Source organism: Pseudomonas sp. LBUM1653 (assembly GCF_059716115.1).
The window spans coordinates 6,921,372-6,947,686 of the sequence record NZ_CP166803.1 but is presented as its reverse complement, the minus strand read 5'-3'; the positions used below and the strand labels follow the sequence as shown (position 1 = coordinate 6,947,686).

The following is a 26,315-nucleotide window of genomic DNA, read 5'->3' as shown; positions in this document are numbered from 1 at the left end:
CATCGAAAAGACGACCATCCCGTTTGAATAGCCGTTTGGCCTATCTCTTAGGCTTTAGGCTGTCGGATTTTTCTGGAGGTGTCCCATGGGATGAAGTATCGAGGTTCATAATTTATCTGTTTAGCAATTCCCATCTCGGTCGCCGTGGGTAAGAGAACTCCCGGAAGATCACCAAAAAATAACGATGCAGTTATTCCCGAATATGCCTTAACTTCTTTTCCAGTTAGCCTCGCGAGTCTACCTGCAAATGAATTATGCCCGTCAGCGAGATTGCACGCTCTCAAACGTATATAAGTGTATTTTTCAATGTCAACGTTATTTTTCTTTAGCAGTCGAAGTAGTCCTCTCGGGCCGAAACCATTTTTCCCCTCACGCTGCATCTCTGAAGCGATGCCATAATCTGGCCTCGGCTCGCTTCCATGTCCATTGATCGTTAATCGAAGTTTATTTTTGTGAATGCTTTCGAAAATTGTGATGTTAGGTGAAATTTGTTTAGCATTAGTTACTGGTTGCATGTCGAACAATACGTCTTTAAACAGGTATAGGTCTCGTTTTTTCGGTGCAAAAAACAAGCGATGTAAGATCGATTTTTGCCCACTAGGATCCGTCCGGTTCACTGGGTCACCCATGCAGTACGCATATGAATTTAAGCCACCCTTACCAAATGGGCTTAGGCGGTCAGGGCTGTTGAATCGCATCAGCACGGGATTAAACCATCTATGCCCTTGGCCTAAAGGGAAATGTCCTGTTAGCGAATCTGCCCTTTCGCCAGTAAAGCCTGGCAATGACGTAACATCGTTTCCACTGGTTCGGTGGCCATATGGCGTATAGGCAGCGGAGGAGGGAGGTTTCTGCAACTGTTGAGCGTTGATTACTGAATTTTGCTGGTCGGTAGCAAGCAGTGAAGTGTTGCGCTTTCTATTCTCGTCTGAATGCTGCGCCAGTAGGAACTCATCATGCATGAAAGTAGTTAGGTGTGATAGACCTTGCATTTCAGTAGCTTGACGGGCTCTGCAGTAGAAAAACTTTCTTCCGTGCGATTTCGGCTCTGAGCGACCCACCAATCTATCAATAGCATCGTAGTGATAAAGGCAGAGTAGCATGTTGTTGAATGTAGCCATTACATGACCCGACCTATTGCTAGAATAGAATTGAGTTTAGCCTATACCGTTAGCGGTCTGGTTGGTACTAGCAGTTCTGATAGGTACAGTCATATGTGCCGCTTGTGGATTCGTCATTACACAAGCAAGCGCAGTCAGCGAGCTAATGGTGAGGAGGATTGTGAAACGTAACGTGATGGTCTGTCGGATAGAAATCAGTGGATTAATCGCGAGCAAGCTCACTCCTACAGGGATTATTTGATTCCTGTGGGAGCAAAGCTTGCTCGGGATTACTTTCAGGGCTGGCCGAATTGCGATGCCAGTTCGCGCAGCAGCACTTCAGCTTCCAGCACTTTGCTGACGACGTCTTCAGCTTTGGCACGGCTCAGGCCGAGACGATCCAACAGGGCGTCCGGAATGTCTTCGTCCGGTCCGGAGCCAATGCCACGGCTGCACAGTAGACGTACGGACAGGCAAACCAGGTTCGGGTACTCGGCGTAGGTGCCGTCGTAGCCTGGGTCGTGCTGGAAGCGCAGTGCGGTGGTGAGTTCTTCCGGCATGTCTCAGTAGCGCATTAGCCATGAGCCATGAGCCGATCTGTTCACGGCTGATGCCGAGCAGGTGTTGCTTCACAAAGCTGTGGCACAGGTGTGCATTGACCTCCATATGACGGCTAATCAGCGAGAAGTGCGGCGGGAATACGTGCGCCAGCAGCAAATAGGCTGCCCTCGGTGTGGTCTCGACGAAGCTGGTGAAGTCATCAATGGACAAAAAGAGCAGCGTTTTTTGGTCATCTGAGACCTCGAACAGACGGGCATTCCTGCTTAAATAGCCGTCTGGTTTTTTTATCTCTCAGGCTGCCGGATTTTTTGTGAGATGTTCCATGGATAAAAGTATCTCGGTTCATAGTGATTTCGTTTGGCGATTCCTAATATGGTCTCTGAGGGACTGAGAGCACCCCAAGTAGAGTCATTAAAATGGAGTGCCATAAGCTTGCCCGAATATGCTTTAACCTGTTTTCCTGTTAGTATCGCGAACTCACCAGCGAATGAGATATTTCCATCAGCTAGATTGCAAGATATTAACCGTATACTGTCGTATTTTTTTATCTCAACGTTGTTTTTCTTCAATATTTGATAAAGCTGCATTGGATTAATAGCGCTTTCTTTGCTGTATTGCATTCCTGAAGAAGTACCATTTGTCGGGTCGGGCGCTTGCCCGTGTGCGGAAATATTTAATCGAGTTCCGTTTTTGTAAGTGTCATCATATATCAAAATTGTGGGTGCTATTTGTTTAACATTTTTTACTTGTTGCAGGTCGAAAGTCACGCCTTCTTTTATGTATTTTCCCCTTGCTGCGGCCCAAATACTCCGGACCGAGAATTTTCCACTCGGATCCGTTTGGTTCACGGGGTCACCCATACAATACACATATGAATTTAACCCCCCTCTACCAAATGGGCTCAGGCTGTCGGGGCTGTTGAATCGCATCAACACGGGATTAAACCATCGATGCCCCTGGCCTAATGGGTAATGTTGTGTCACCGGATCTGCCCGTTCGCCAGTGAAGCTTGGCAGTGACGCAACGTCGGTTCCAATGGTTCGGTGACCATAAGGTGTATAGACAGAGGGGGATGGTGGTTTCTGCGACTGAAGCGCGTTTATTACTGAACACTGTTGATCGGTAGTAAGCAGTGCAGTATTACGTTTTATATTCTCGTTTGAATGCTGCGCCAGCAGCAATTTTCCGTGCAAGATGGTAGTTCGATTTGATAGGCCTTGCATTTCAGTAACTTGGCGGGATCCGCAATAAAACAGCCTTCGTTCAAGAGCTTCTGACTCCAAGTGCCCCACCAATCTGTCAGTAGCATCATAGCGATAATGGCAGAGCATCTTGTTAATTAAAAGCGCCATTTTATAAGCCTGTCCATTGCTGCGAATTAACTTGGGTTCACTCTAGACTGTATGCGGCCTGGTTGGTACTAGCAGTTCTGATAGGTGCAGTCATTGTTATGTCCCGCTGGGGCTTTGTCGCGATACGGGCGATAACGATCAAGGCGTTTTTGGTGAGGGTTCAGCGGAGGGCAAGTGTGGGGTGTATTGGTTAGATTGCGGTGAACTCATCGCGGGCAAGCCTTGCTCCTACAGGGCGGAGGTGATTCCTGTGTGCGAGCCTGCTCGCGATGCTTTCAGGGTTGGCTGAATTGGGAGGCGAGTTCACGCAGCAACACTTCAGCCTCAAGCACTTTGCTGACGACGTCTTCGGCCTTGGCACGGCTCAGGCCGAGACGCTCCAGCAGGGCGTCCGGGATGTCTTCGTCCGGCCCGGAGCCAATGCCACGGCTGCGCAGCAGGCGTACGGCCAGGCAAACCAGGTTTGGGTACTCGGCGTAGGTGCCGTCGTAGGCTGGGTCGTGCTGGAAGCGCAGCGCGGTGGTGAGTTCTTCCGGCATGTCCCAGTAGCGCATCAGCCATGAGCCGATCTGTTCACGGCTGATGCCGAGCAGGTGTTGCTCCACAAAGCTGTGGCACAGGTGCGGGTTGACCTCCATGTGACGGCAGATCAGCGAGAAGTGCGGCGGGAACACGTGGGCCAGCAACAGGTAGCCGAAGTTGTGCAGCAGGCCCGCCAGGTAGGTCAGGCCCGCTTCCGGGCGCTGGGCGCGGGGCATGGCGCGAGTCAGGCCTTCGATGACCGCGGCCGTGTAGATCGATTGCTGCCAGTACGGGGTGCTGTGTTGCGGGCGGTCCTTGGGCAGGCTCAAGGTTTTGCCCAGGGCCAGGCCCAGCGCCAGGTTGATCACCAGATCGAAGCCCAGTACCCGGACGATCGCGTCTTCTACCGAACGAATCTTGCCCGGTGAAGCGTAGTAGGGCGATGCAGCCCAACTCACCACCTGTGCGGCCAGCGCCGGGTCGGTTTCGACTACGCCAGTAATGTCGTCGATGGTGGCGTTGGGGTCGACGCGCAGTTTGATGATCTTCTGTGCCGTTTCGGCCAGCGGTGGAATCTCGATGGTCGCTTCCAGTCGTTGCTGGATACGTCGCGCGGTGAACGCCTGGACGGCTTGGGAGATTTCCTCGCGGTCATCGTCAGGGCGATCGAGGTTGGGGCGGATGCTGCTCAGGTTCTCGCCGAAGTTGGCGGCGCTGGCCTTGGTCAGCATGGACCTGAAGGCTTCAGTTGTAATCTCCAGCAGCACGCCCGGCTCACCCGAATTGACCAGCACCATGGGCTCGTGCAACAGGCTTTCTTCATACAGGCAGGGCGAGCTGGTCAGCGAGGGCAGGCCCGGCAGCAGGCTCAGGTTGTGTTTGCCGAGCATTTTCTCCAGGCGCTCGGTCGACACGGCCGTGAGGCGGCGGCCTGTGAGTTCGGTCAGGCGATTGAGGTCCAGCAATTGACTCTGCGGATACAGCACCATCAACGCACCGACACTGTCATCGAGCAGCACGGCCTGGACTTTGCGCGCGGCATTCAGGCCGTGATGGTCGAGCACTTCTTCGTAGGCAATGCCCATTTTGCCCAGCAGTAGCCGAATGACCGACGGAGCATGCGGAGTAGCGGGTGCGAGGGCAACTTCGGTCATGGTCTGTATCCGTTCTAAAACAATTTCAGGAGTATAACCAGCTTGCCCAAGGCCATGGCCGGGAAACTGAGACGGTGCTCACACTTGGCCGTATTGCTGCCCATGGCGCAACCAGCGGTCGAGTAACGGGCTGACATGGTCAGGCCAGCGTTCCAGCAAGGCTTGGGCGGCGTCGCGTACGGCAGGCAGCAGGTCGGCATCGCGCATCAGGTCGGCGACCTTGAATTGAAGCAGGCCGGTTTGCCGTGTGCCGAGCATTTCGCCGGGCCCGCGCAGTTCGAGGTCTTTTTCGGCGATCACGAAGCCGTCGTTGGTTTCGCGCATGATACCCAGCCGCTGACGGCCGATCTGTGACAACGGCGGATGATAAAGCAGCACGCAATGGCTGGCCGCGCTGCCCCGTCCGACGCGGCCGCGCAACTGGTGCAGTTGCGCCAGGCCCAGGCGCTCGGGGTTTTCGATGATCATCAGGCTGGCGTTGGGCACGTCCACGCCGACTTCGATCACGGTGGTGGCGACCAGCAGCTGTAGGTTGCCAGCCTTGAATTGAGCCATCACTTCGGCTTTTTCGACAGGTTTCATGCGGCCGTGAATCAGGCCCACTTTCAGCTCGCCGAGGGCCGCGGTGAGGTCTTCGTAAGTGGTTTGCGCGGCCTGGCAGGTCAACTCTTCCGACTCTTCGATCAGTGTGCATACCCAGTAGGCCTGACGTCCTTCGGCGCAGGCGCCTCGCACCCGCTCGATGACTTCGACGCGCCGGGTGTCGGTGATCAGTACGGTATTCACCGGGGTTCGGCCAGGCGGCAATTCATCGAGGATCGAGGTGTCGAGATCGGCGTAGGCGCTCATGGCCAGGGTACGAGGGATCGGCGTGGCGGTCATGATCAGCTGATGCGGGCACATGCGCCCGCCGACACCTTTCTGCCGCAACGCCAGGCGTTGTTGCACGCCGAAACGGTGCTGCTCATCGATGATCACCAGCGCCAGGTTCTGGAACTGCACTTCATCCTGGAACAGCGCGTGGGTGCCGACCACCATGAGTGTACCGCTGGCGATCTGCTCCAGTGCGGCCACGCGGTTCTTGCCCTTGAGCTTGCCGGCCAGCCAGGCGACTTCGATACCCAGCGGTTCGAGCCAGCGCTTGAAAGTGATGTAGTGCTGTTCCGCGAGAATCTCGGTCGGAGCCATCAGCGCGACCTGATAACCCGCTTCCAGGGCCTGCAGTGCGGCAAGGGCGGCGACCACTGTCTTGCCGGCGCCGACGTCACCTTGAATCAGCCGCAGCATAGGCTCGTGCTGACTGAGGTCGTAGGCGATTTCGTTACCGACTCGCTGCTGTGCGCCCGTAGGGTTGAAGCCGAGATTGGCCAGGTACCTGGCGGGCAGCCGGGTGGCCTTGGGCATCGCCGGTGCGCGCAACGAACGCATGCTCTCGCGCAGGCGCTGCTGGGACAGTTGATGGGTCAGCAGTTCTTCGAAGGCCAGGCGGTGCTGGGCCCAGTGATGACCCAGGGCGAGTTCGTCGACGTCGGCATCGGCAGGCGGGTTATGCAGGTAGCGGATCGCATCGGCCAGCGGCGCCAGTTGGTAATCCCGGGCCAGTTCCTTTGGCAGCCAGTCGGGCAGGCTGCTGGGACCGAGGAGGGTCAGGGTTTGCATGCACAGCTGGCGCAGGCGCTGTTGGGTCAGGCCTTCGGTGAGCGGGTACACCGGGGTCAGGGTTTCATCCACGGGCGGCGGTTCGTCGCCGGTGATGGCGCGGTATTCCGGGTGGTAGATTTCCAGTCCCGATGCACCGGGCCGCGCTTCGCCGTAGCAGCGAATCCGCGTGCCGCGCTTGAGGCCTTCTTTCTGTGCATTGCTGAAGTGATAGAAGCGCAGGCTGAGCCCGCCGGTACCGTCCTGCAGGCGCACCACCAGGCTGCGGCGTCGGCCCATGACCACATCGGCACCGCTGACGGTGCCTTCGATCACGGCATCTTGCCCTGGGCGCAGCGCGCCGATCGGCACTACGCGAGTGCGATCCTGGTAACGCAGCGGCAGATGAAACAGAACGTCCTGGAGATTTTCCAGGCCGACCTTGGCCAGTTTTTCGGCCATGGCTTCGCCGACACCCTTCAGTGCTGTCACCGACACTTGCGACAACTCGGTCATGGCGTGGCTTAACCGGCCGTTACCGGTGCCGCGGGTTTGGCAACCGAGCACAGGCGAATGGAGTCAGCGAGGATTTCAATGGCCTTCGGACGCGGGAAGCTCGCACGCCAGGCAATGGCTACGGTGCGGAATGGCACCGGCGCCGACAGCGGTCGAACCTCGATCACGCCGGGGGCGTAGTGATGGCTGTCAACCGCCGAAAGCGGCAGGATCGAAATGCCGAGGCCGGAAGCCACCATGTGTCGGATGGTTTCCAGCGAACTGGACTCCACCGTGGTGTGCTTGGCGCCGTCGTTGCCCTTGGCCAGGGTCGGGCAGGCTTCCAGCACTTGATCGCGGAAGCAGTGGCCTTCGCCGAGCAGCAACAGGCTCTTGTCGTTGAGCAGGCTGGCGTCGATGGATTCTTTCTGCGTCCATGGGTGCTGAGCCGGCATCAGGACATAGAACGGCTCGTCATAGAGTTGCAAGGTCAGCACGTCAGCTTCGTTGAACGGCAGGGCGATGATGATCGCGTCGAGTTCGCCGTTACGCAGTTTGTCGCGCAGCACGTGGGTAAAGTTTTCCTCGATGTACAACGGCATCTGCGGGGCAACCCGGTGCAGTTGCGGAATCAGGTGCGGGAACAGGTATGGCCCGACGGTATAGATCGCGCCGACCTTGAGTGGCGCGGTCAGCTGGTTCTTGCCAGCCTGGGCCAGTTCGCGGATGCCTTGGGCTTGTTCGAGCACTTTTTGCGCCTGGGCGACGATGCCTTCGCCGACCGGAGTCAAGCGCACGGCGCTTTTGCTGCGCTCGAAAATCAGCACACCGAGTTCGTCTTCAAGCTTTTTCACGCCCACCGACAGGGTCGGCTGGCTGACGTGACAACGCTCGGCGGCATGGCCGAAGTGTTGTTCTTGGGCGAGGGTAACGATGTAGCGTAATTCTGTGAGGGTCATAGCAAGCGTCCATGAAGTTGCGGGCCAAGCATACCGGCTGCAATCGATAGACGCACGTTATCAGACTGTGTGTGTGTGGGAGCGAGCCTGCTCGCGAAAAACCTGAGACCGCCGCGTGGTGTCAGGCTCTGCGCATTATCGTTGACGACCATCGCGAGCAAGCTTGCTCCTACAGGGGTTGTGTTCTGCTTAGCGCCGGCGTTTTTCCAGCGAATAAACAAAGGGTGCAACAATTTCGATGGAGCCATTGGTCAGCATGTCTGCCGGTGGCTTGGGCAGTGGTTGGGCCCGGCGGATCATTTCCAGGGTCGCCCGGTCCAGGTCCGCAGTGCCGGAGGCACCTACCAGTTCAAACGACAGCACGTTGCCTTCGGCGTCCACCACGAAGCGCAGCCGGTTCATGCCTTCCTTGCCCCGTGCCTGTGCGCTGGCCGGGTACTTTTTGTACTTGGCCAGGTGGGCGAGCAGGGTGCCTTGCCAGCTGGCTTTGGCGGCCAATTGAGCAGGGGACGGACCTGGCGCAGGCTGGGCGGATTTCTCCGTTGGGGCCTGAGTCGGTTGGGCCTCGCTCGGTTTGGCTTCCGAGGGTTTTTCCTTCGGCGGCTCGGGCTTTTTCTCTACCGGTTTGGGCGGTTGCGGCTTTGGCTTGGGTTTTACCGGCTTGGGCACGGCAATCTCGGCCTTTGGCGCTTCCGCAAGCTTGGGTATCGGCAGTTCTTCGACCGGAGCTGGCGGCTGCGGTGGCGTGACGACCTTCGGCGGTGCAGGCGGTGGCGGGGCGGGAACCGGTGCCAGTTCGACCATCATTGCCTGGGGCGGCAATTCGATGGGCGGGTGGGCAGTCCAGTTCACGGCCAGCGCGATGGCCAGCGCGTGAACGCCCAGCACGATGGCCAGGCTACCGCTGTAACGCGTCAGCTTATGGCGCGTAGTGATCATTTTTTGGCTGCCGTCTCGAGTCCGACCAGACCGACCTTCAGGTAACCGGCGGCACGCAGGTTGTCCATCACGCTCATCAAGTCGCCGTAATCCACACCTTTATCGGCTTGGAAGAAGATCGTCGTGTCTTTCTTGCCCTGGGTCCTGGCGTCGAGCGTGGCGCCGAGTGCTTCGGCCTTCACTTCGTCTTCGCCGAGGAACAGGCGCTGGTCAGCCTTGACGCTGAGGAACACCGGTTTCTCCGGCCGTGGCGCCGGTTTGGCGGTGGACGCTGGCAGGTCGACCTTGATGTCCACAGTGGCCAATGGCGCCGCCACCATGAAGATGATCAGCAGCACCAGCATCACGTCAATGAACGGCGTGACGTTGATTTCGTGGTTTTCGGACAGATCGTCGTCTGCCCCTTCTTTCAAATGCAGGCCCATGGCCGATTACCCCACTTTCACCATGTGCGGTTTCGAGCTGCGCTCAGGCTGGTGGTCGAGGTCGCGGCTGACCAGCAGCAGGACTTCTGCCGACGCATCGGAGACCTGCGCTTTGTAACCGGCGATGGAGCGGGCGAACACGTTGTAGATCACCACCGCAGGGATCGCTGCCACCAGGCCCAGAGCGGTCGCCAGCAAGGCTTCGGCGATGCCCGGGGCGACGACGGCGAGGTTGGTGGTCTGGGTCTTGGCGATGCCGATGAAGCTGTTCATGATGCCCCATACGGTACCGAACAGGCCGACGAACGGCGCGGTGGAACCGATGGTGGCGAGGACGCCGGTGCCGCTGCTCATGTTGCGACCGCAAGCCGCTACCAGGCGCTCAAGGCGGAAGCTGACGCGTTCCTTGATGCCTTCTATCTCGCGGCTGCTGGCCGACAAACGCATTTCTTCCAGGGCGTCATGGACCAGCAGGTTGGCCAGGGTGCCTGGTTTGGTCGCCGATGCGCTGGCTTCCTTGAGCGTGGTGGCTTTTTTCAGGTGCACGATTTCACTGCGCAGACGACGCTTGGCACCCATCAGCTCGAAGCCTTTGGCGATCCAGATGGTCCAGGTGATGATCGAGGCGATGGCCAGGCCGATCATCACGATTTTCACGATGATGTCGGCGTTCTGGTACATGCCCCACGGCGACAGGTCATGGGCCATGCCCAGGGTGTTGTCGGCTTCGAGGACTTCGGGAGCGTCTTCACCGATAGTGTCTGCCGGTACTGCCTGGGCAGGATCGGTCGCGACCGGCGGCACTGCCGGGGCGGCGTGGTCGGTTGGGGCAGGTGCGGCGGCGGCAGCTGGTGCGTCAGCAAGGGCGGCGGTTGGCGCCAGCATCAGGCTGAGTAGCAGGGCGGCCACCGCGCTCCAGGCGCGAGGTCGTTTGGTTGGCGAAGCGGAGAGTTGATTACGTGTCATGCTGGGCCGGACCTGAGGGAAAAAGACGGTTAATGTTCTTCCAGGCCTCGTAAGGCCGAGAACAAAAGTGGTCCGCATTATTGCAAGTAATTCTTGTTAACAAAAGTAATAGAGTCTCTTTTTTTCCTGCATTGCTAGCCGCTCGTCCATTGCCAGCGCTGGTTTGTCCATTTTCGAGGAGAGTTTTCTGATGTCCGCACCCTCTGTTTTGATCGCCGGTTGCGGTGATGTCGGCAGTCGTCTGGCCACGCAATTACTGGCTGGCGGGTGGGAAGTCCATGGCCTGCGCCGTGACGTTTCACGCCTGCCCGACGGGGTTGTCGGGGTGGCCGGCGACTTGTTCAACAAAGACTGCCCAGCGACCTGGCCGGTCGGTGCGGTGGATTACCTGGTGTACTGTGCGGCCGCCACCGATCACGATGAAGCCGGTTACCGCGCCGCTTATGTTCAGGGCTTGCAGCATGTGCTGGAGTGGCTGGACGACTATGGGCAGGTGCCCAATCGCTTGCTGTTCGTTTCCAGCAGCAGTGTCTACGGCCAGCAGCAGGGCGAGTGGATTGACGAGGCTTCGCCAGCCGTGGCGGCGGGTTATTCAGGGCGTGTGATGCTCGAAGCGGAGCAGATTGCCCTCAATAGCGGCATCCCGGCCAGTATCGTGCGCCTGACCGGTATCTACGGTCCGGGTCGTGAGTGGTTGCTGACCCAGGTTCGCCAGGGGTATCGCGTGGCGGTCGATCCGCCGTTGTACGCCAATCGAATTCATGCCGATGACGCCGCCGGGTTGATGGCCTGTCTGTTAGAGGCGGATCGGCGTGGCGTAGCACTGGATGACGTCTATATAGGCGTTGACGACGCGCCCGCAGCGCTGGCGGATGTGGTGGGTTGGTTGCGCGAGTATCTGGGTGTGACCGAGTGGGCGGAGAACGCCACTGTGCGCCGCACCGGGAGCAAGCGTTGCAGCAATGCGCGGGCGAAGGCGTTGGGCTGGGCGCCGAAGTATCCGAGTTTTCGCGAGGGTTATGCCGCGATCATTGAAGGGAATAGCTGACGCCTAAATACCTGTGGGAGCGAGCTTGCTCGCGATTGATGGCATGACAGTCAGCATAAATGTTGAATGTTATGGCCTCATCGCGAGCAAGCTCGCTCCCACAGTGTTTTGTGTCAGCCTCGGGGGCGGGTCACTGCTTTTCCAGCAACCACTTGCGATTGCCCGGTGTGTACTGGGGCATTTCGTCTGCCTGGGCCGCATTCACAGCCTGGAAAATTTCCAGTTCCTTGCCTTTGCGCGCAAAAATCCAGGGGTTTCCTTGTCCGTTGAGTTGCAACCACATGTTGTCGTTGCCACCGCTCATCGACGCACAGTCACCTGCCAGGCACAGGGCATAACGATCGGCTTCCGGTAGTCCGATGACCTGGCCGTCGGCCTGGAACTGCACGCTATTGCCTTCGCCGGGGCCGCTGACTACCTTCCAGCTTCCGCCCATATACGCCGAGTACAGCGCGCGTTCGAAACTGGCACCCATCGGTGCGCCATCCGGAACCTGAATCAGCGCCCGGTCGAAGACCTGCTCAGGTTCGTTGTCGCTGGCGGCCTGGCTCAGTTGCTTGCCGTCACGCTTGAGCTCGCTGGCAGAGCTGCCATAAAAGTCGACTTTCCAGGCGCCGGACTGTTCGCCCAGCAACTTGCCTTCGACATTTTCAAAACCATTGGTGTAGCGGGCCTGACTGGCCTTGGTGTTGACGTCCCACTCCAGGTTCGGGCCGTAGGCCTGGAGGGCTTCACGCAGGGGGCTGCCTTTGGCTGCAGCATCGATCGCCGCCTGGTTGATCCAGGTGCCGCTGATGTCACGGTCGGCAGGGTCGCTGGCACATCCGCCCAAAAGCAGGGCGAGCAGCGAGAGAGCAAGCGCTTTGCGCATGGTGGAATCCTTTCAGACTTTCTTTACTGCAGAGCGGTCGGCGCAGCCATGGGCTGCGCCAGACGCGTTACTCGATGACCAGGATGGCATCCATTTCAACCTGCGAACCCTTTGGCAGGGCCGCTACGCCGATGGCGGCGCGGGCTGGGTAAGGCTGGTCGAAGTACTTGCCCATGATCTCGTTGACCTTGGCGAAATGGCTCAGGTCGGTGAGGAAGATGTTCAGCTTGACGATGTCCTTGAACGAACCGCCGGCGGCTTCAGCCACGGCCTTGAGGTTCTCGAACACCTGGACGGTCTGGGCTTCGAAGCCTTCGACCAGTTCCATGGTTTTTGGGTCCAGGGGAATCTGGCCGGACATGTAGACGGTGTTGCCAGCCTTGATCGCCTGGGAGTAAGTACCGATGGCGGCCGGGGCCTTGTCGCTGGTGATAACAGTCTTGGTCATGAATGACTCCTTGTAATTGATTGGATGGCTACGCGCGCATGCGGGTAATGCGAATCACCCCGGTGAGGGCGCGCAGTTTCTTGATCACGCGGGCCAGGTGCACACGGTCGTGTACGCTGACCACCAGTTGGACCACGCTGATGCGACCATCGCGTTCATCCATGCTGATTTTCTCTATGTTGCCGTCGGCGGCGTTGACGCTGCTGGCCAGCAGGGCGATCAGGCCGCGCTGGTGTTCCAGCTCGACGCGCAGTTCGACGTTGAATTCGCCGGTGACATCCTTGGCCCACGAGAGCTGGATGCACTTTTCCGGGTTGTGACGGATTTCGCTGATGTTGCGGCAGTTGTCCAAGTGCACGACCATGCCTTTGCCCGCGGACAGGTGACCGACAATCGGGTCGCCCGGGATCGGCGTGCAGCACTTGGCATAGCTGAGCACCAGGCCTTCGGTGCCGCGAATTGCCAGCGGGCCTTCCGGACTTGGCAACTGCTCACCTTCGCCCAGCAGGCGGCGAGCCACCACATAGGCCATGCGATTGCCCAGGCCGATGTCCTCAAGCAAGTCTTCGATCAGTTCGAGGCGGTACTCGGCGAGCATCGCCTTCACGCGCTCTGCCGGGATTTTTTCCAGCGAACTGTCGAAACCGTTGAGCACCTTGTTCAGCAGGCGTTCGCCCAGGTTGATGGACTCGGAGCGGCGCTGCAGTTTCAGTGCATGGCGAATGTGGGTGCGCGCCTTGCCGGTGACCACGAAGTTGAGCCACGCCGGGTTCGGCCGTGCGCCCGGAGCGCTGACGATCTCGACCGTGGAGCCGCTTTGCAGCGGTTCGGACAGCGGCGCGAGGCGACGGTTGATCCGGCAGGCAATGCAGCTGTTGCCGACGTCGGTGTGCACTGCGTAGGCGAAGTCGACCGCCGTGGAGCCCTTGGGCAGCTCCATGATCCGGCCTTTGGGCGTGAACACGTAGACCTCGTCCGGGAACAGGTCGATCTTCACGCTTTCGATGAACTCCAGCGAGTTGCCGGCCCGTTGCTGCATTTCCAGCACGCCTTTGACCCACTGGCGGGCGCGTGCGTGCGTGCCTTTTGGCTGCTCGTCGCCGCTGGACTTGTACAGCCAATGGGCGGCGATGCCGTTGTTGGCCATCTCTTCCATTTCACGGGTACGGATCTGGATCTCGATCGGAACACCGTGCATGCCAAACAGCGTGGTGTGCAGCGACTGATAGCCGTTGGCCTTGGGAATCGCGATGTAATCCTTGAAGCGCCCCGGCAACGGTTTGTACAAATTATGCACGGCGCCCAGCACGCGGTAGCAGGTATCGACCTTGTCGACGATGATCCGGAACGCGTAGACGTCCATGATCTCATTGAAGGCCCGACGCTTGCCGCGCATTTTCTTGTAGATGCCGTAGAGGTGTTTCTGGCGCCCGCTGACCTCGCCCTGGATTTCATCAATCGCCAGGCAATGGCTGAGGGATTCTTCGATCTTGTTGACGATTTCCTTGCGGTTGCCCCGGGCGCGCTTGACCGCCTGGTAGATCCGCGCGGAACGCATCGGGTGCATGGCCTTGAAGCCGAGGTCTTCGAATTCTATGCGGATAGCGTGCATGCCCAGCCGGTTGGCGATGGGTGCATAGATTTCCAGGGTTTCCTTGGCGATGCGCCGGCGTTTTTCGCCGGACAGCACTTCCAGGGTGCGCATGTTGTGCAGGCGGTCGGCCAGCTTGACCAGGATCACGCGAATGTCGCGGGCCATGGCCATGGCCATTTTCTGGAAGTTTTCAGCCTGGGCTTCGGCCTTGGTCTCGAAGTTCATCTGGGTCAGTTTGCTGACCCCGTCGACCAGTTCGGCCACGGTTTCGCCAAATTGCGCTTGCAGCGCTTCCTTGGCAATGCCGGTGTCTTCGATCACGTCATGCAGCATGGCCGCCATCAGGCTCTGATGGTCCATGTGCATGTCGGCAAGAATATTCGCCACCGCGAGTGGGTGCGTGACGTACGCCTCGCCGCTACGGCGGCGTTGGCCGTCGTGGGCTTGTTCGGCGTAGAAATACGCTCGGCGGACCAGGTTGACCTGGTCTTTGCCGAGGTAGGTCGATAAGCGATCGGCGAGGGCGTCTATGCTCGGCATGATGTCTCCTGCCGTAAGCTTTGTTCCCGCGCCGTGCTACGTCGACCAGGCATAGGCTTAGACGGCCTCGTTGGACTCGTCCTCAAATGCAGCGAAAAGCGGTTCGTCTTCAACGATTTCGGCTTCGGCGATTACTTCGTAGCTCATCAGGCCTTCAGCGATTTCACGCAGGGCGACGACGGTAGGTTTGTCGTTTTCCCATGCTACTTTCGGCTCTTTGCCGCCAGTGGCCAGTTGACGGGCACGCTTGGTAGAGAGCATGACCAGCTCAAAGCGGTTATCCACGTGTTCTAGGCAGTCTTCAACGGTTACGCGGGCCATGGTCTTCCTCGTAGCAAATGCAATATGCGCGCTGCCCGGATGGGCGAGCGGACTCAACAGTTTAAAAAATCACCAGCGATTAGGGAAGCGCTGATTTTTTGATCAAGCCCTCCAGCGCGCTACAAGTGCCAATGTAAAGCCCTTGCAGCTGTTTTGGGAAGCGCTCTTTAGCCGAGTAATTCAGCCAGTAATTTGCCAAAACGTTGCTGCTGGCGTTTCTGTTGCAGCTGATTGGCGCGGAAAATCGCCTTCAAGTCGTCCAGCGCGTGGGCGAAATCGTCGTTGATGATCAGGTAGTCGTAGTCGACGTAGTGGCTCATTTCGCTGACGGCTTCACGCATGCGGCCTTCGATGATCTCGTGGCTGTCTTGGCCGCGGTTGTCCAGGCGCTGGCGCAGGGCCTCCTGGCTCGGCGGCAGGATGAAGATCGAGCGTGCCTGGGGCATCAGCTTGCGCACCTGCTCGGCGCCTTGCCAGTCGATTTCCAGGATCAGGTCGTGGCCTTCGTCCAGCGTCTGCTGCAAGTGGCTCTGCGAGGTGCCGTAGAGATTGCCGAACACCTCGGCGCGCTCGAGGAAATCGCCGTGCTCGATCATCTTCACGAACTCTTCGCGCGAGACGAAGTTGTAGTTCACGCCGTCCACTTCGCCCGGACGCATGGCGCGGGTGGTGTGGGAAACGGAAACCTGGATCTGCGGCTGGGCGTCGATCAAGGCCTTGACCAGGCTGGTCTTGCCAGCGCCCGAAGGCGCGGAAATGATGTAGAGAGTGCCGGTGCTGTGGGTCATGTGGGGTTTGCCTTACTCAATATTCTGCACTTGTTCGCGCATCTGCTCGATCAACACCTTGAGGTTGACCGCAGCCTGGGTGCTGCGCGGGTCGAAGGCTTTGGAGCCCAGTGTGTTGGCTTCGCGGTTGAGCTCCTGCATCAGGAAGTCCAGGCGCCGCCCGGCGGCACCGCCGGACTTGAGCACCCGGCGAACTTCGATGATGTGAGTGCTCAGGCGATCCAGTTCTTCAGCGACGTCGCTTTTTTGCGCGAGCATGACCATTTCCTGCTCCAGGCGCTGCGGGTCCATCTCGGCCTTCATGTCGGCGAAGCGGTCGAGCACTTTCTGGCGCTGGGTGGCGAGCATTTGTGGAACGAGCTCGCGCAGGGTCACCACGTCTTCTTCGATGGACGTCAGGCGATCGTTGATCAGCCGCGCCAGCTCCGCGCCTTCGCGCTCGCGGCCGGCCTTGAGTTCTTTGAGGCCCTGGTTGAACAGCGCCAGCGCCTCGGCGTTCAGCGCTTGCGGGTCAGTCGCATCACCCACCAGTACGCCGGGCCACGCCAGGACTTCGAGCGGGTTCAGTGCCGCCGGATTCTTGATCAGGCTGGCGATCGTCTCGGCGGCTGCGACCAGTTGCGCTGCGCGATCCTGGTCCACTTGCAGCGGTTTGCCGGTGTTTTCTTCGGTGAAGCGCAGGGTGCATTCGAGCTTGCCCCGCGATACGCCCTGGCGCAGGGCTTCACGGACAGCGCCTTCAAGGTCGCGAAAAGACTCCGGCAGGCGCAGGTGTGGCTCGAGGTAACGGCTGTTGACCGAGCGCAGTTCCCAGCTCAGGGTGCCCTGGACCCCGGCTTTCTCGACGCGGGCGAAGGCGGTCATGCTGTGCACCATGGAGGTACCTCGCAATGCAGATCGGCGCGCAACTGACGTTCCGGCCATCCGATATCAATGAATTTAAGCCGACTGGCAACAAAGGCGCAGGATTGTAGCGCAGTGGCGTGGATGCGCCCAAACACACGGTGTGACAAAGGCCTGCAGGTCGTCGGCGGCGGGCTGTGCAGAGCCTTCGCTCGTCCGAGGATTTTTTTAGAAGTGCCCAGTCGTGGCTGGCGGCTCTATAATGCTCCGCAGTTTTCCGTCCCCGTACAGGTATCCCTTATGAAACGTCCAAGTGGTCGCGCTGCCGATCAGCTCCGCTCGATCCGCATTACCCGCAACTACACCAAACACGCCGAGGGATCCGTACTGGTCGAGTTTGGTGACACCAAGGTCATATGCACCGTCAGCGTCGAAAACGGCGTGCCGCGGTTCCTCAAGGGCCAGGGCCAGGGCTGGTTGACGGCCGAGTACGGCATGCTGCCGCGCGCCACCGGCGAGCGTAACCAGCGTGAAGCCAGCCGCGGCAAGCAAGGCGGCCGTACCCTGGAAATCCAGCGCCTGATCGGCCGTTCCCTGCGTGCTGCGCTGGACATGACCAAGCTGGGCGACGTCACCCTGTATGTTGACTGCGACGTGATCCAGGCTGACGGCGGCACGCGTACCGCATCCATCACCGGCGCCATGGTTGCCCTGGTCGATGCCTTGAAAGTGATCAAGAAGCGCGGCGGCCTGAAAGGCGGGGACCCGCTCAAGCAAATGATTGGTGCTGTGTCGGTGGGCATGTATCAAGGCGAGCCTGTGCTCGACCTCGACTACCTGGAAGACTCGGCTGCCGAGACCGACCTGAACGTGGTGATGACCAGCACTGGCGGCTTCATCGAAGTCCAGGGCACTGCCGAAGGCGCGCCGTTCCAGCCTGAAGAGCTGAACGCCATGCTGGAACTGGCGAAAAAAGGCATGAACGAAATTTTCGATCTGCAGAAGGCCGCACTGGCTGACTGATCGGACTGCCACAGACAAGGAGGACGCCATGAGTGACGAGCAGCAGTTGCTTCCCGTACCGAGCAAAGAGGTTCGGCAATGGGCAATGTTTTGTCACTTGTCCGCCTTGCTGGGGATCTGGATTCCATTCGGCACGCTGATCGGCCCGCTGGTTCTGTGGCAGATGAAGCGTGAGATGGACCCGTTCATCGATGCGCAGGGCAAGGAGGCGCTGAACTTTCAGATCACCGTCGCCATTGCTTCTGCCATCTGCTTGCTGCTGATGCTGGTGATTATCGGGTTTTTCCTGTTTGGCCTGGTGGCGATCGGGGCGCTGGTGTTGACGATCATTGGCGGCGTGAAAGCCAATGAAGGGGTGCCTTATCGGTATCCGTTCACGTGGCGGTTGATCAAGTAAGCCAGGCAAAGAAGCCTCGAATCAAAGTAAAAGCCCCGACATGTCGGGGCATTTTTTTAACTTACTTTAGTCACAAACTGCAATGGTTCAGTTTGGGTTATATGCTTGGCAATAAGACTTGGCGATTGATAAAGTTGCGCCACGTAATATTTACTAAGAAATATTTCGATACATTCAGCCCATTGAAGGTCCCTGAATCTATAATCAATCAGTGTTGAGCAATTCAACCTGTTCTTGAGGCGTGTCCAGGTAAAAAGTTCGCCCCTGAATGTATACCCAAGAAAACCCTGAATGATTGAGCTCGATTTTTATGGAACACTTGTCGCCGCCTCTTTAGTGCTGTTACTAGGGCGCGGTCTTGTTGCACGTGTCGGTTTTTTACGCACTTATAATATCCCGGAACCTGTAGCGGGCGGCCTGGTGGTTGCCTTGGTTCTCTTGGCCTTGCGAAGCCTTGATATTCAAGTTCGATTTGATACCTCACTGCAAACTCCGTTGATGTTGGCGTTTTTTGCCACCATTGGTTTAAGCGCAGACTTTGCCAGTCTGAAGAAAGGCGGGCGGGTAGTGGGGATTTTCCTGCTGGCGGTCACCGGACTCCTGGTGGTCCAGAATGCCATGGGCATCGGACTCGCAACGACGTTGGGGCTCGATCCTTTGATGGGCTTGCTGACAGGCTCGATTACCCTGGCGGGCGGCCACGGTACAGGTGCTGCGTGGGGAGCGACGTTCAGTGAGAAGTTCGGTCTGGCGTCCGCCTCTGAACTGGCGATGGCCTCAGCGACGTTTGGCTTGGTACTGGGAGGGTTGATTGGTGGTCCTGTCGCTCGCCTGCTCATCAACCGCGTTCAGACACCCGGTCTTGAGCAAGAACAACCACGGCTGCCAAAGGGCTTCGAACAGCCGAACAAAGAGCGCTCGATCACGCCATTTTCGTTTATCGAGACACTCGCCCTGATCTCGGTCAGCTTGCTGGCAGGTTCCCTCCTCAATGGCCTGCTTCACGAAACCGCATTTGAGTTGCCGACATTCGTTTGCGTCTTGTTCGTGGGCGTGTTTTTACGCAACGGGCTTTCAGCGCTTGGCTTGTATCAAGTGTTTGAGCGTGAAGTCTCGGTGCTGGGGAATGTCAGCTTGTCGCTGTTTCTGGCGATTGCACTGATGTCGCTCAAACTGTGGGATCTGGCTGCACTGGCTTTGCCGTTCTTCATTATCCTGGCTATGCAAACGTTGGTGATGGCACTGTTTGCGATATTCGTGACGTTCAGGGTCATGGGCAGTAACTACGATGCGGCAGTACTGGCGGCAGGGCACTGCGGTTTTGGACTTGGTGCCACGCCAACGGCCATCGCTAACATGCAAGCGGTGACACAGCGCTACGGACCGTCTCAGATAGCGTTCCTGGTGGTGCCAATGGTGGGGGCGTTCTTTATCGACATCATTAATGTGATTGTAATTAAGATGTACCTTGCGCTGCCGTTTTTCGCCGTTGCCTGAAGTTCAGGCTTCGTTCGGCCATAAAAAAATGCCCGTATCTTGCGATATGGGCATTTTTTTTAACGGTCAGGCTTAGATCGTCAGCGTCCAGTCGTAGTCCACGATCAGCGGTGCGTGTTGCGAGAACCGTGGCTGACGTGGCAGGCGCGCACTGCGTACGAAGCGGCGCAGGCCCGGGGTCAGGATCTGGTAATCGAAACGCCAGCCGAGGTTGAGCATTTCGGCCTGTTCGTTATCCGGCCACCAGCTGTACTGGTCGCCTTCACGGCTGACTTCGCGCAGGGCATCGACATAGCCCATGTTGCCGACAATCTCGTCCATCCAGGCGCGTTCAGGCGCCAGGAAGCCCGGGGATTGCTGGCTGTCACGCCAGTTCTTGATGTCCAGCTTCTGTTGCGCCACATACAGCGAGCCACAATAAATGTACTCGCGGCGTTTGCGCCGCTGCTTGTCCAGGTACTTGGCGAAGTCGTCCATGAGTTTGAACTTCTGGTTCAAGTCTTCATCGCCGTTCATTCCGGAAGGAAGCAGCAAGGTTGCAATACTGACTTTGTCGAAATCTGCTTGCAGGTAGCGCCCGTAGCGGTCGGCCGTCTCGAAACCGAGACCGCTGATGACAGCCTTCGGTTGCAACCGCGAGTACAAAGCCACGCCGCCTTGGGCGGGAACTTCGGCGTCGCAGGCATAAAGGAAGTATCCATCCAGTTGGAAGGCTGGATCGTCCAGTTCAAAGGCGGAGGCACGGGTGTCCTGCAGGCAGATGACGTCGGCATTCTGTGCCTGCAGCCAACTGAGCAAACCTCGCTCGACTGCAGCCTGAATACCATTGACGTTCACACTGATGATCCGCATAAATGGCCCCAAAAATCGCGTGCGTGTATGATACACGGCGACAACCTAATTAGCTAAATCCGTGGTATTTGGGGTTTTTTTCATGCAAGCGTATCAGCGCGATTTCATTCGTTTTGCCATCGATCGCGGCGTTTTGCGCTTCGGTGAGTTCACCCTGAAGTCCGGGCGCACCAGTCCTTACTTCTTCAATGCGGGCCTGTTCAATTCGGGTTCGGCCCTGGCGCAGCTGGGTCGTTTCTACGCCGCAGCCATTGCCGAAAGCGGCATTGCCTTCGATGTCCTGTTCGGTCCGGCCTACAAGGGCATCCCTTTGGCTGCGACCACGGCAGTGGCATTGGCCGAACATCACGGTCGTGACCTGCCATGGTGCTTCAATCGCAAGGAAGCCAAGGCTCACGGTGAAGGCGGTAGCCTGGTCGGCGCACCGCTGACCGGCAATGTGCTGATCATCGACGACGTGATCACCGCTGGCACCGCGATCCGTGAAGTGATGCAGATCATCGCCTCCCAGGACGGCGCCAAGGCGGCCGGCGTGCTGATCGCCCTGAACCGTCAGGAGCGTGGCAACGGTGAGTTGTCAGCGATCCAGGAAGTGGAGCGTGATTTCGGGATTCCGGTGATCAGCATCGTTTCGCTGAACCAGGTACTGGAATTCCTGGCTGACGATCCGCAGCTCAAGCAGCATTTGCCAGCTGTGGAAGCCTACCGCGCCCAATTCGGCGTATAACGCGATCCCCCTGTAGGAGCTGCCGCAGGCTGCGATCTTTTGATCTTGTTTTTTACAAGCCAAGGTCAAAAGATCGCAGCCTGCGGCAGCTCCTACAGGGATATTCAAGTTTCATAGGGATCGTGGGCAAAAAAAGACCCCGCTCAGCCAGGCTGAGCGGGGTCTTTTGGTTTGCGCTGTCGCTTAAGGGCGCTTGCGATTGCTGATCAAGGTGCCCACACCGGTATCGGTGAATATCTCCAGCAGAATCGCGTTAGGCACACGGCCATCAATGATCAGCGAACTGCCCACACCGCCCTGGACTGCTTCCAGTGCACAACGAATCTTTGGCAGCATGCCGCCATAGATGGTGCCGTCGGCGATCAGGTCATCGACCTGCTGGGTGGTCAGGCCGGTCAGGACCGTGCCCGACTTGTCCATCAGGCCCGCGATGTTGGTCAGCAACATCAGCTTCTCGGCTTTCAACGCCTCGGCCACCTTGCCGGCCACCAGGTCGGCGTTGATGTTGTACGACTCGCCATTGGCGCCAACGCCGATTGGCGCGATCACCGGGATAAAATCACCTTTGACCAGCAGGTTCAGCAGATCGGTGTTGATGCCGACGACTTCGCCGACATGGCCGATATCAATGATTTCCGGGGTGGTCATCTCCGGCGTCTGGCGGGTGACGGTGAGTTTCTTTGCACGAATCAGCTCGGCGTCTTTGCCGGTCAGGCCGATGGCGCTGCCGCCGTGACGGTTGATCAGGTTGACGATGTCCTTGTTGACCTGGCCACCGAGGACCATCTCCACCACGTCCATGGTCGCGGCATCGGTAACGCGCATGCCGTCGACGAAGTGGCTCTCGATCGACAGGCGCTTGAGCAGATCACCGATTTGCGGGCCGCCACCGTGAACCACGACCGGGTTGATACCCACGGCCTTCATCAGCACGATGTCGCGGGCGAAGCCGGTTTTCAGCTCCTCGCTTTCCATCGCGTTGCCGCCGTATTTGATCACCAGCGTCTTGCCGACATAGCGGCGAATGTAAGGCAGCGCTTCGGACAGGACCTTGGCGGTGTTGGCGGCGGCTTCGCGTTCGAGGGTCATTCAGGGCTCCGGGTGAATCAGAACGGTAGTTGGAGATCAGGTGCAACACGCTTCAACTGGACGTGGAAAACGTCCTTGATGCGCTGCAATTCAGCCTCGTCATCGGCCTCGAAACGCAGGACCAGCACCGGTGTGGTGTTGGAAGCGCGAACCAGGCCCCAGCCTTTGGCATAGTCGACTCGCACGCCGTCAATGGTGGTCAGGTCGGCGCCTTCGCCCCACTTCGCGTCGTGCAATGCATCAATGATGCTGAATTTGCTCTCTTCGGTCACATGGATATTGATTTCCGGCGTAGAAATATCGTTCGGGAAGGTCGCGAACAACTCTTCGGCGGTGGATTTTTCCTTGCTGAGGATTTCCAACAACCGCGCGGCGCTGTAAATGCCGTCGTCGAAACCGAACCAGCGCTCCTTGAAGAAGATGTGCCCGCTCATTTCGCCGGCCAACAGGGCGCCGGATTGTTTCATTTTCTTCTTGATCAACGAATGACCGGTTTTCCACATGAGCGGACGACCACCGTATTCCTTGATCAGCGGGATCAAGCGTCGGGTGCATTTGACGTCGAAGATGATTTCCGCGTTCGGGTTGCGCGCCACCACGTCGCGGGCGAACAACATCAGCAGGCGGTCCGGGAAGACGATGCTACCGGTGTTGGTCACCACACCGACGCGGTCGCCGTCGCCATCGAAAGCCAGGCCGATATCGGCGTTGGTTTCCTTGACCTTGGCGATCAGGTCGACGAGGTTTTCAGGCTTGCCCGGGTCCGGGTGATGGTTGGGGAAGTTGCCATCGACTTCACAGAACAGCGGGATGACTTCACAGTTCAACGCTTCGATCAATTGCGGGGCGATCACGCCAGCCGCGCCGTTGCCGCAGTCCACCACGACTTTCAGGCGACGGGCCAGTTTGATGTCCTGGACGATTTCGGTGGTGTAGCGGTCGAGGATCTCGACCCGGGTGATGCTGCCCTTGCCGCTGCTCAGGTCGTTGGTCTTGAGGCGGTCGTGGAGGGCCTGAATCTGTTCATTGGCCAGGGTGTCGCCGGCAATGACGATCTTGAAACCGTTGTAATTCGAGGGGTTGTGGCTGCCGGTGAGCATCACGCCGGACTTGCCGGCCAGGATGTTGGCGGCGTAGTACAGCGCCGGGGTTGGCACCAGGCCAACGTCGCTGACGTGGCAGCCGCTGTCGGCCAGGCCTTGAATCAGCTGTTCAACCAGCTCCGGACCGGACAGGCGACCGTCACGACCAACGGAAACGTTAGGTTCATCCTGGGCCAGACTCTGGGCACCGATGGCGCGACCGAGCCAGTAAGCCGTTTCGGCGTTGAGAAATTCCGGGACGGTGCCGCGTATGTCATAGGCGCGGAAAATACTGTCAGGGAACTTGGGGGCAACGCGAACTGGGGTGCTCATCTGGGGAAATGCTCCATCTTGAAAGTGGCTGGACCTGCCGGCGAATGACTCGTCGGCAGGTTCAAACTGAAAGGTATGACGGCGTTTTTCGCGCAGAGTTCGTGGTGCGAAAAGGCCATGCCAGCAACGCGAGCGGCTTTTGGGCCGGTCAATCCCTTGATTTCAAGCGTGTTCCGGTAGGTGTTGCCGCAGTATGCGGCAGCTCCTACCTGGATGTAGATCATGTATCAGTGGCTGCCGGAATGACCGAAGCCGCCCGTGCCGCGCTGGGTTTCGACGAACTCTTCAACCATCTCGAAATGCGCCTGCACCACCGGTACCAGCACCAGTTGCGCCAGGCGTTCGCCGACGGCCATGGTGAAATCGGTCTGGCCGCGGTTCCAGCACGAGACCATCAGCGGTCCCTGGTAGTCGGAGTCAATCAGTCCGACCAGGTTACCCAGGACGATGCCGTGCTTATGGCCCAGGCCGGAGCGCGGCAGGATCAGCGCCGCCAGGTTCGGGTCGCCGATGTAGATCGACAGGCCAGTGGGGATCAGGACGGTTTCACCCGGCTTGATCACGATGTCCTGCTCCAGCATGGCGCGCAGGTCGAGGCCGGCGGAGCCTGGCGTGGCGTACTGCGGCAGCGGGAATTCGGTACCGATGCGGGGGTCGAGGATCTTGGCTTGCAAAGCGTGCATGTAAATTAAACCTGGTTCAGACGTTCGGCGATAAAAGTGATCAGCTGGCGAGCAATCTTGCTCTTGCTGGTCTGGGCGAAGAGTGTGGCGTGAAGTTCACGGTCGATCACGCTGCAGGCGTTTTCTTCGCTGTTGAAGCCAATGCTCGGGTTGGCGACGTCGTTGGCGACGATCAAATCGAGGTTTTTGTCTTTCAACTTGCGGGCAGCGTAGTCGAGCAGGTGTTCGGTTTCGGCGGCGAAACCGACACTGAACGGACGGTCGGGGCGTGTGGCGATGCTGGCCAGGATGTCCGGGTTGCGCACCATTTGTAGCAACAAGCCGTCGCCGTTCGTAGGATCTTTCTTGAGTTTCTGTGGTGCGACGACTTCCGGGCGGTAATCCGCGACCGCTGCCGAGGCGATAAACAGGTCGCAAGGAATCGCGGCTTCACACGCGGCGAGCATGTCGCGGGCGCTGACGACGTCAATGCGTGTAACGCGGTCCGGGGTCGGCAGATGCACAGGGCCCGTGATCAAGGTTACGCGGGCACCGGCTTCAACCGCCGCTTCGGCCAGGGCAAAGCCCATTTTCCCGGAGCTGTGGTTGGTGATGTAGCGCACCGGGTCGATGTTTTCCTGGGTCGGGCCGGCGGTGATCAGAACGTGCTTGCCGGTCAGTGCCTGACGCTGGAAGCAGTCTGCCGCGCATTGAGCCAGCTCCGTGGCTTCGAGCATGCGCCCCAGGCCGACGTCGCCGCAGGCCTGGCTGCCCGAGGCCGGACCGAAGGCCTTGATGTCACGGCTTTCGAGGGTTTGCAGGTTGGCCTGGGTGGCCGGGTCGCGCCACATGGCCTGGTTCATCGCAGGAGCGACGGCAACCACTGCGTCGGTGGCCAACACCAACGTGGTCAGCAGGTCATCGGCAATGCCCTGTGCCAGGCGCGCGATCAAATCGGCGGTGGCGGGGGCGATCAGCACCAGATCGGCCCATTTGGCCAGTTCGATGTGGCCCATCGCCGCTTCGGCCGCCGGGTCCAGCAGGTCCAGGTGGACCGGATGCCCGGACAGGGCCTGCATGGTCAGCGGAGTGATGAACTCAGCGCCGCCACGGGTCATGACCACGCGCACTTCGGCGCCCTGATCGATCAGGCGGCGAACCAGGTCGGCGCTCTTGTAGGCAGCGATACCGCCGCCGACGCCCAGAACAATGCGTTTCCGATACAGCCGCTGCATAGGCCTGCCTTTCATTTCGTTGATGACTGCGTTGCGATACCCCCTCCCCAGGAGTGAAATCGCCCGCAAAAAAGATGGGCTACGATATCACAGCGACCGCTACGGAACAGCGGCGCCCACAGACAGGGAGGTGCTATGAGTATTCGCGATTGGCCGGCGGCGGAACGGCCGCGGGAGAGGTTGCTTGGACAGGGCCCGGGAAGTCTTTCGGACGCCGAGTTGCTGGCGATATTTTTACGCACGGGCGTGGTGGGTAAAAGCGCCGTAGATCTGGCACGACACCTGTTGCATCAGTTTGGCAGCCTGCGTTTGCTGCTGGAGGCAGATCAGGAAACGTTCAGTAAGCAATTGGGGCTCGGGCCGGCGAAATTCGCGCAATTGCAGGCTGCTCAAGAAATGAGCAGGCGCCATTTGGCCGAGCGTGCGCGCCAAAAATCGGCACTTGAGAATCCACAGGCGGTTCGTGAGTACTTGAAGTCGATGCTGCGCCACGAGCAGCACGAGGTGTTCGGCTGTCTGTTTCTGGACTCCAGGCATCAGGTGCTGGGTTATGAGACGCTGTTTCGCGGTTCCATCGACAACACCAGTGTCCACCCGCGAGAGGTGGTCAAGCGCGCGCTGGCCAACAACGCAGCGGCGTTGATCCTCTGTCACAACCATCCGTCGGGTCATACCGACCCAAGCCAGGCCGACCGGGTGCTAACCAAGCGTCTGCAAAAGGCGCTGGACCTGATCGATGTGCGGGTACTCGACCATTTCATCATCGGGGACGGCGATCCGCTGTCGATGGCGGAGTATGGGTGGATGTGAACCCCTGTAGGAGCGAGCATGCTCCGGGCGGCGTTCCGACGATG

Annotated in this window: 24 protein-coding genes and 2 pseudogenes; 6 read left to right on the top strand and 20 right to left on the bottom strand. The window is 58.8% G+C overall.

The genetic code is table 11. The features are described from left to right. Nucleotides 1-47: 47 nt before the first annotated feature. The 9 genes and pseudogenes from ACA054_RS31520 to exbB all read right to left on the bottom strand — a co-directional run bounded on the left by ACA054_RS31520 (nt 48) and on the right by exbB (nt 10,111). Nucleotides 48-1,121, bottom strand: coding sequence for an RHS repeat-associated core domain-containing protein (locus tag ACA054_RS31520; RefSeq protein ID WP_497687588.1), 1,074 nt, complete (start codon nt 1,119-1,121; stop codon nt 48-50). Between the two features lie 275 nt (nt 1,122-1,396). Next, a pseudogene (locus ACA054_RS31515) lies at nt 1,397-1,820 on the bottom strand (HDOD domain-containing protein); the annotation flags it as partial. 125 nt (nt 1,821-1,945) lie between these two features. Beyond that, nucleotides 1,946-3,013 (bottom strand): RHS repeat-associated core domain-containing protein, encoded by a 1,068-nt coding sequence (locus ACA054_RS31510; RefSeq protein WP_497687587.1) that lies wholly within the window; start codon nt 3,011-3,013, stop codon nt 1,946-1,948. Nucleotides 3,014-3,288: 275 nt separating this feature from the next. Further along, nucleotides 3,289-4,689: an aminoacyl-tRNA deacylase and HDOD domain-containing protein gene (locus ACA054_RS31505; RefSeq protein ID WP_497687586.1), complete on the bottom strand. Its 1,401-nt coding sequence runs from the start codon at nt 4,687-4,689 to the stop codon at nt 3,289-3,291. A gap of 78 nt (nt 4,690-4,767) precedes the next feature. Further along, the gene (gene recG, locus ACA054_RS31500) at nt 4,768-6,843 is read right to left on the bottom strand and encodes an ATP-dependent DNA helicase RecG (protein ID WP_497687585.1); all 2,076 of its coding nucleotides are present in this window, start codon (nt 6,841-6,843) and stop codon (nt 4,768-4,770) included. Between the two features lie 8 nt (nt 6,844-6,851). Next, nucleotides 6,852-7,781: a hydrogen peroxide-inducible genes activator gene (locus ACA054_RS31495; protein WP_497687584.1), complete on the bottom strand. Its 930-nt coding sequence runs from the start codon at nt 7,779-7,781 to the stop codon at nt 6,852-6,854. Between the two features lie 189 nt (nt 7,782-7,970). Continuing rightward, nucleotides 7,971-8,720: a TonB family protein gene (locus ACA054_RS31490; protein WP_497687583.1), complete on the bottom strand. Its 750-nt coding sequence runs from the start codon at nt 8,718-8,720 to the stop codon at nt 7,971-7,973. Then, complete coding sequence (gene exbD, locus ACA054_RS31485) at nt 8,717-9,145, bottom strand: TonB system transport protein ExbD (protein ID WP_008064483.1); 429 nt, start codon at nt 9,143-9,145, stop codon at nt 8,717-8,719. Before exbD ends, ACA054_RS31490 begins: the two co-directional genes overlap by 4 nt. Before the next feature lie 6 nt (nt 9,146-9,151). After that, nucleotides 9,152-10,111 (bottom strand): tonB-system energizer ExbB, encoded by a 960-nt coding sequence (gene exbB, locus ACA054_RS31480; RefSeq protein WP_497687582.1) that lies wholly within the window; start codon nt 10,109-10,111, stop codon nt 9,152-9,154. A 190-nt stretch (nt 10,112-10,301) separates the two neighbouring features. Between exbB and ACA054_RS31475 the strand changes: the two genes are divergently transcribed. Further along, nucleotides 10,302-11,159 carry an SDR family oxidoreductase gene (locus tag ACA054_RS31475; protein ID WP_497687581.1) on the top strand — a complete coding sequence of 286 codons (858 nt, stop codon included), beginning with the start codon at nt 10,302-10,304 and terminating at the stop codon, nt 11,157-11,159. 130 nt (nt 11,160-11,289) lie between these two features. Here the strand turns inward: ACA054_RS31475 and ACA054_RS31470 are convergent, their stop codons facing one another. The 6 genes from ACA054_RS31470 to ACA054_RS31445 form a co-directional block, all read right to left on the bottom strand. After that, on the bottom strand, nt 11,290-12,030 hold the full coding sequence (locus tag ACA054_RS31470) for a hypothetical protein (protein ID WP_497687580.1): 741 nt from the start codon (nt 12,028-12,030) through the stop codon (nt 11,290-11,292). A 67-nt stretch (nt 12,031-12,097) separates the two neighbouring features. After that, nucleotides 12,098-12,478: a RidA family protein gene (locus tag ACA054_RS31465; RefSeq protein WP_003229509.1), complete on the bottom strand. Its 381-nt coding sequence runs from the start codon at nt 12,476-12,478 to the stop codon at nt 12,098-12,100. Between the two features lie 28 nt (nt 12,479-12,506). Further along, nucleotides 12,507-14,612, bottom strand: coding sequence for a bifunctional GTP diphosphokinase/guanosine-3',5'-bis pyrophosphate 3'-pyrophosphohydrolase (spoT, locus tag ACA054_RS31460; protein WP_497687579.1), 2,106 nt, complete (start codon nt 14,610-14,612; stop codon nt 12,507-12,509). Nucleotides 14,613-14,669: 57 nt separating this feature from the next. Beyond that, entirely contained in the window at nt 14,670-14,933 is a 264-nt protein-coding gene (rpoZ, locus tag ACA054_RS31455) for a DNA-directed RNA polymerase subunit omega (RefSeq protein ID WP_497687578.1), read from the bottom strand. 167 nt (nt 14,934-15,100) lie between these two features. Further along, on the bottom strand, nt 15,101-15,721 hold the full coding sequence (gene gmk, locus ACA054_RS31450; RefSeq protein WP_497687577.1) for a guanylate kinase: 621 nt from the start codon (nt 15,719-15,721) through the stop codon (nt 15,101-15,103). Between the two features lie 12 nt (nt 15,722-15,733). Further along, on the bottom strand, nt 15,734-16,597 hold the full coding sequence (locus ACA054_RS31445) for a YicC/YloC family endoribonuclease (protein WP_497687576.1): 864 nt from the start codon (nt 16,595-16,597) through the stop codon (nt 15,734-15,736). 267 nt (nt 16,598-16,864) lie between these two features. On the opposite strand from ACA054_RS31445, the gene rph reads away from it, so the two are divergent. The 3 genes from rph to gltS all read left to right on the top strand — a co-directional run bounded on the left by rph (nt 16,865) and on the right by gltS (nt 19,481). Then, nucleotides 16,865-17,587 (top strand): ribonuclease PH, encoded by a 723-nt coding sequence (rph, locus tag ACA054_RS31440; protein ID WP_459730265.1) that lies wholly within the window; start codon nt 16,865-16,867, stop codon nt 17,585-17,587. 28 nt (nt 17,588-17,615) lie between these two features. Continuing rightward, nucleotides 17,616-17,984, top strand: a complete 369-nt coding sequence (locus ACA054_RS31435; RefSeq protein WP_497687575.1) for a DUF4870 domain-containing protein — start codon at nt 17,616-17,618, stop codon at nt 17,982-17,984. 291 nt (nt 17,985-18,275) lie between these two features. After that, entirely contained in the window at nt 18,276-19,481 is a 1,206-nt protein-coding gene (gene gltS / locus ACA054_RS31430; protein WP_497687574.1) for a sodium/glutamate symporter, read from the top strand. A gap of 72 nt (nt 19,482-19,553) precedes the next feature. Here the strand turns inward: gltS and crc are convergent, their stop codons facing one another. Beyond that, the gene (crc, locus tag ACA054_RS31425) at nt 19,554-20,333 is read right to left on the bottom strand and encodes a catabolite repression control protein Crc (protein ID WP_008062840.1); all 780 of its coding nucleotides are present in this window, start codon (nt 20,331-20,333) and stop codon (nt 19,554-19,556) included. A gap of 82 nt (nt 20,334-20,415) precedes the next feature. On the opposite strand from crc, the gene pyrE reads away from it, so the two are divergent. After that, on the top strand, nt 20,416-21,060 hold the full coding sequence (gene pyrE / locus ACA054_RS31420) for an orotate phosphoribosyltransferase (RefSeq protein ID WP_497637208.1): 645 nt from the start codon (nt 20,416-20,418) through the stop codon (nt 21,058-21,060). A 183-nt stretch (nt 21,061-21,243) separates the two neighbouring features. Here pyrE and argB read toward each other — a convergent pair whose 3' ends face one another. The 4 genes and pseudogenes from argB to coaBC form a co-directional block, all read right to left on the bottom strand. After that, complete coding sequence (gene argB, locus ACA054_RS31415) at nt 21,244-22,149, bottom strand: acetylglutamate kinase (protein ID WP_008047078.1); 906 nt, start codon at nt 22,147-22,149, stop codon at nt 21,244-21,246. Between the two features lie 17 nt (nt 22,150-22,166). Continuing rightward, a pseudogene (locus ACA054_RS31410) lies at nt 22,167-23,570 on the bottom strand (phosphomannomutase/phosphoglucomutase); the annotation flags it as partial. A 221-nt stretch (nt 23,571-23,791) separates the two neighbouring features. Next, nucleotides 23,792-24,247 carry a dUTP diphosphatase gene (gene dut / locus ACA054_RS31405; protein ID WP_008054604.1) on the bottom strand — a complete coding sequence of 152 codons (456 nt, stop codon included), beginning with the start codon at nt 24,245-24,247 and terminating at the stop codon, nt 23,792-23,794. Nucleotides 24,248-24,252: 5 nt separating this feature from the next. Beyond that, nucleotides 24,253-25,461 (bottom strand): bifunctional phosphopantothenoylcysteine decarboxylase/phosphopantothenate--cysteine ligase CoaBC, encoded by a 1,209-nt coding sequence (coaBC, locus tag ACA054_RS31400; protein ID WP_008054605.1) that lies wholly within the window; start codon nt 25,459-25,461, stop codon nt 24,253-24,255. Between the two features lie 135 nt (nt 25,462-25,596). On the opposite strand from coaBC, the gene radC reads away from it, so the two are divergent. Beyond that, nucleotides 25,597-26,271: a RadC family protein gene (radC, locus tag ACA054_RS31395; protein ID WP_497687573.1), complete on the top strand. Its 675-nt coding sequence runs from the start codon at nt 25,597-25,599 to the stop codon at nt 26,269-26,271. Nucleotides 26,272-26,315 lie beyond the last annotated feature (44 nt).

Bases quoted from the DNA above. Each gene is read 5' to 3' on its own strand.
- ACA054_RS31520 (WP_497687588.1), bottom strand. From the start codon at position 1,121: ATGGCTACATTCAACAACATGCTACTCTGCCTTTATCACTACGATGCT.
- ACA054_RS31510 (WP_497687587.1), bottom strand. From the start codon at position 3,013: ATGGCGCTTTTAATTAACAAGATGCTCTGCCATTATCGCTATGATGCT.
- ACA054_RS31505 (WP_497687586.1), bottom strand. From the start codon at position 4,689: ATGACCGAAGTTGCCCTCGCACCCGCTACTCCGCATGCTCCGTCGGTC.
- recG (WP_497687585.1), bottom strand. From the start codon at position 6,843: ATGACCGAGTTGTCGCAAGTGTCGGTGACAGCACTGAAGGGTGTCGGC.
- ACA054_RS31495 (WP_497687584.1), bottom strand. From the start codon at position 7,781: ATGACCCTCACAGAATTACGCTACATCGTTACCCTCGCCCAAGAACAA.
- ACA054_RS31490 (WP_497687583.1), bottom strand. From the start codon at position 8,720: ATGATCACTACGCGCCATAAGCTGACGCGTTACAGCGGTAGCCTGGCC.
- exbD (WP_008064483.1), bottom strand. From the start codon at position 9,145: ATGGGCCTGCATTTGAAAGAAGGGGCAGACGACGATCTGTCCGAAAAC.
- exbB (WP_497687582.1), bottom strand. From the start codon at position 10,111: ATGACACGTAATCAACTCTCCGCTTCGCCAACCAAACGACCTCGCGCC.
- ACA054_RS31475 (WP_497687581.1), top strand. From the start codon at position 10,302: ATGTCCGCACCCTCTGTTTTGATCGCCGGTTGCGGTGATGTCGGCAGT.
- ACA054_RS31470 (WP_497687580.1), bottom strand. From the start codon at position 12,030: ATGCGCAAAGCGCTTGCTCTCTCGCTGCTCGCCCTGCTTTTGGGCGGA.
- ACA054_RS31465 (WP_003229509.1), bottom strand. From the start codon at position 12,478: ATGACCAAGACTGTTATCACCAGCGACAAGGCCCCGGCCGCCATCGGT.
- spoT (WP_497687579.1), bottom strand. From the start codon at position 14,612: ATGCCGAGCATAGACGCCCTCGCCGATCGCTTATCGACCTACCTCGGC.
- rpoZ (WP_497687578.1), bottom strand. From the start codon at position 14,933: ATGGCCCGCGTAACCGTTGAAGACTGCCTAGAACACGTGGATAACCGC.
- gmk (WP_497687577.1), bottom strand. From the start codon at position 15,721: ATGACCCACAGCACCGGCACTCTCTACATCATTTCCGCGCCTTCGGGC.
- ACA054_RS31445 (WP_497687576.1), bottom strand. From the start codon at position 16,597: ATGGTGCACAGCATGACCGCCTTCGCCCGCGTCGAGAAAGCCGGGGTC.
- rph (WP_459730265.1), top strand. From the start codon at position 16,865: ATGAAACGTCCAAGTGGTCGCGCTGCCGATCAGCTCCGCTCGATCCGC.
- ACA054_RS31435 (WP_497687575.1), top strand. From the start codon at position 17,616: ATGAGTGACGAGCAGCAGTTGCTTCCCGTACCGAGCAAAGAGGTTCGG.
- gltS (WP_497687574.1), top strand. From the start codon at position 18,276: ATGATTGAGCTCGATTTTTATGGAACACTTGTCGCCGCCTCTTTAGTG.
- crc (WP_008062840.1), bottom strand. From the start codon at position 20,333: ATGCGGATCATCAGTGTGAACGTCAATGGTATTCAGGCTGCAGTCGAG.
- pyrE (WP_497637208.1), top strand. From the start codon at position 20,416: ATGCAAGCGTATCAGCGCGATTTCATTCGTTTTGCCATCGATCGCGGC.
- argB (WP_008047078.1), bottom strand. From the start codon at position 22,149: ATGACCCTCGAACGCGAAGCCGCCGCCAACACCGCCAAGGTCCTGTCC.
- dut (WP_008054604.1), bottom strand. From the start codon at position 24,247: ATGCACGCTTTGCAAGCCAAGATCCTCGACCCCCGCATCGGTACCGAA.
- coaBC (WP_008054605.1), bottom strand. From the start codon at position 25,461: ATGCAGCGGCTGTATCGGAAACGCATTGTTCTGGGCGTCGGCGGCGGT.
- radC (WP_497687573.1), top strand. From the start codon at position 25,597: ATGAGTATTCGCGATTGGCCGGCGGCGGAACGGCCGCGGGAGAGGTTG.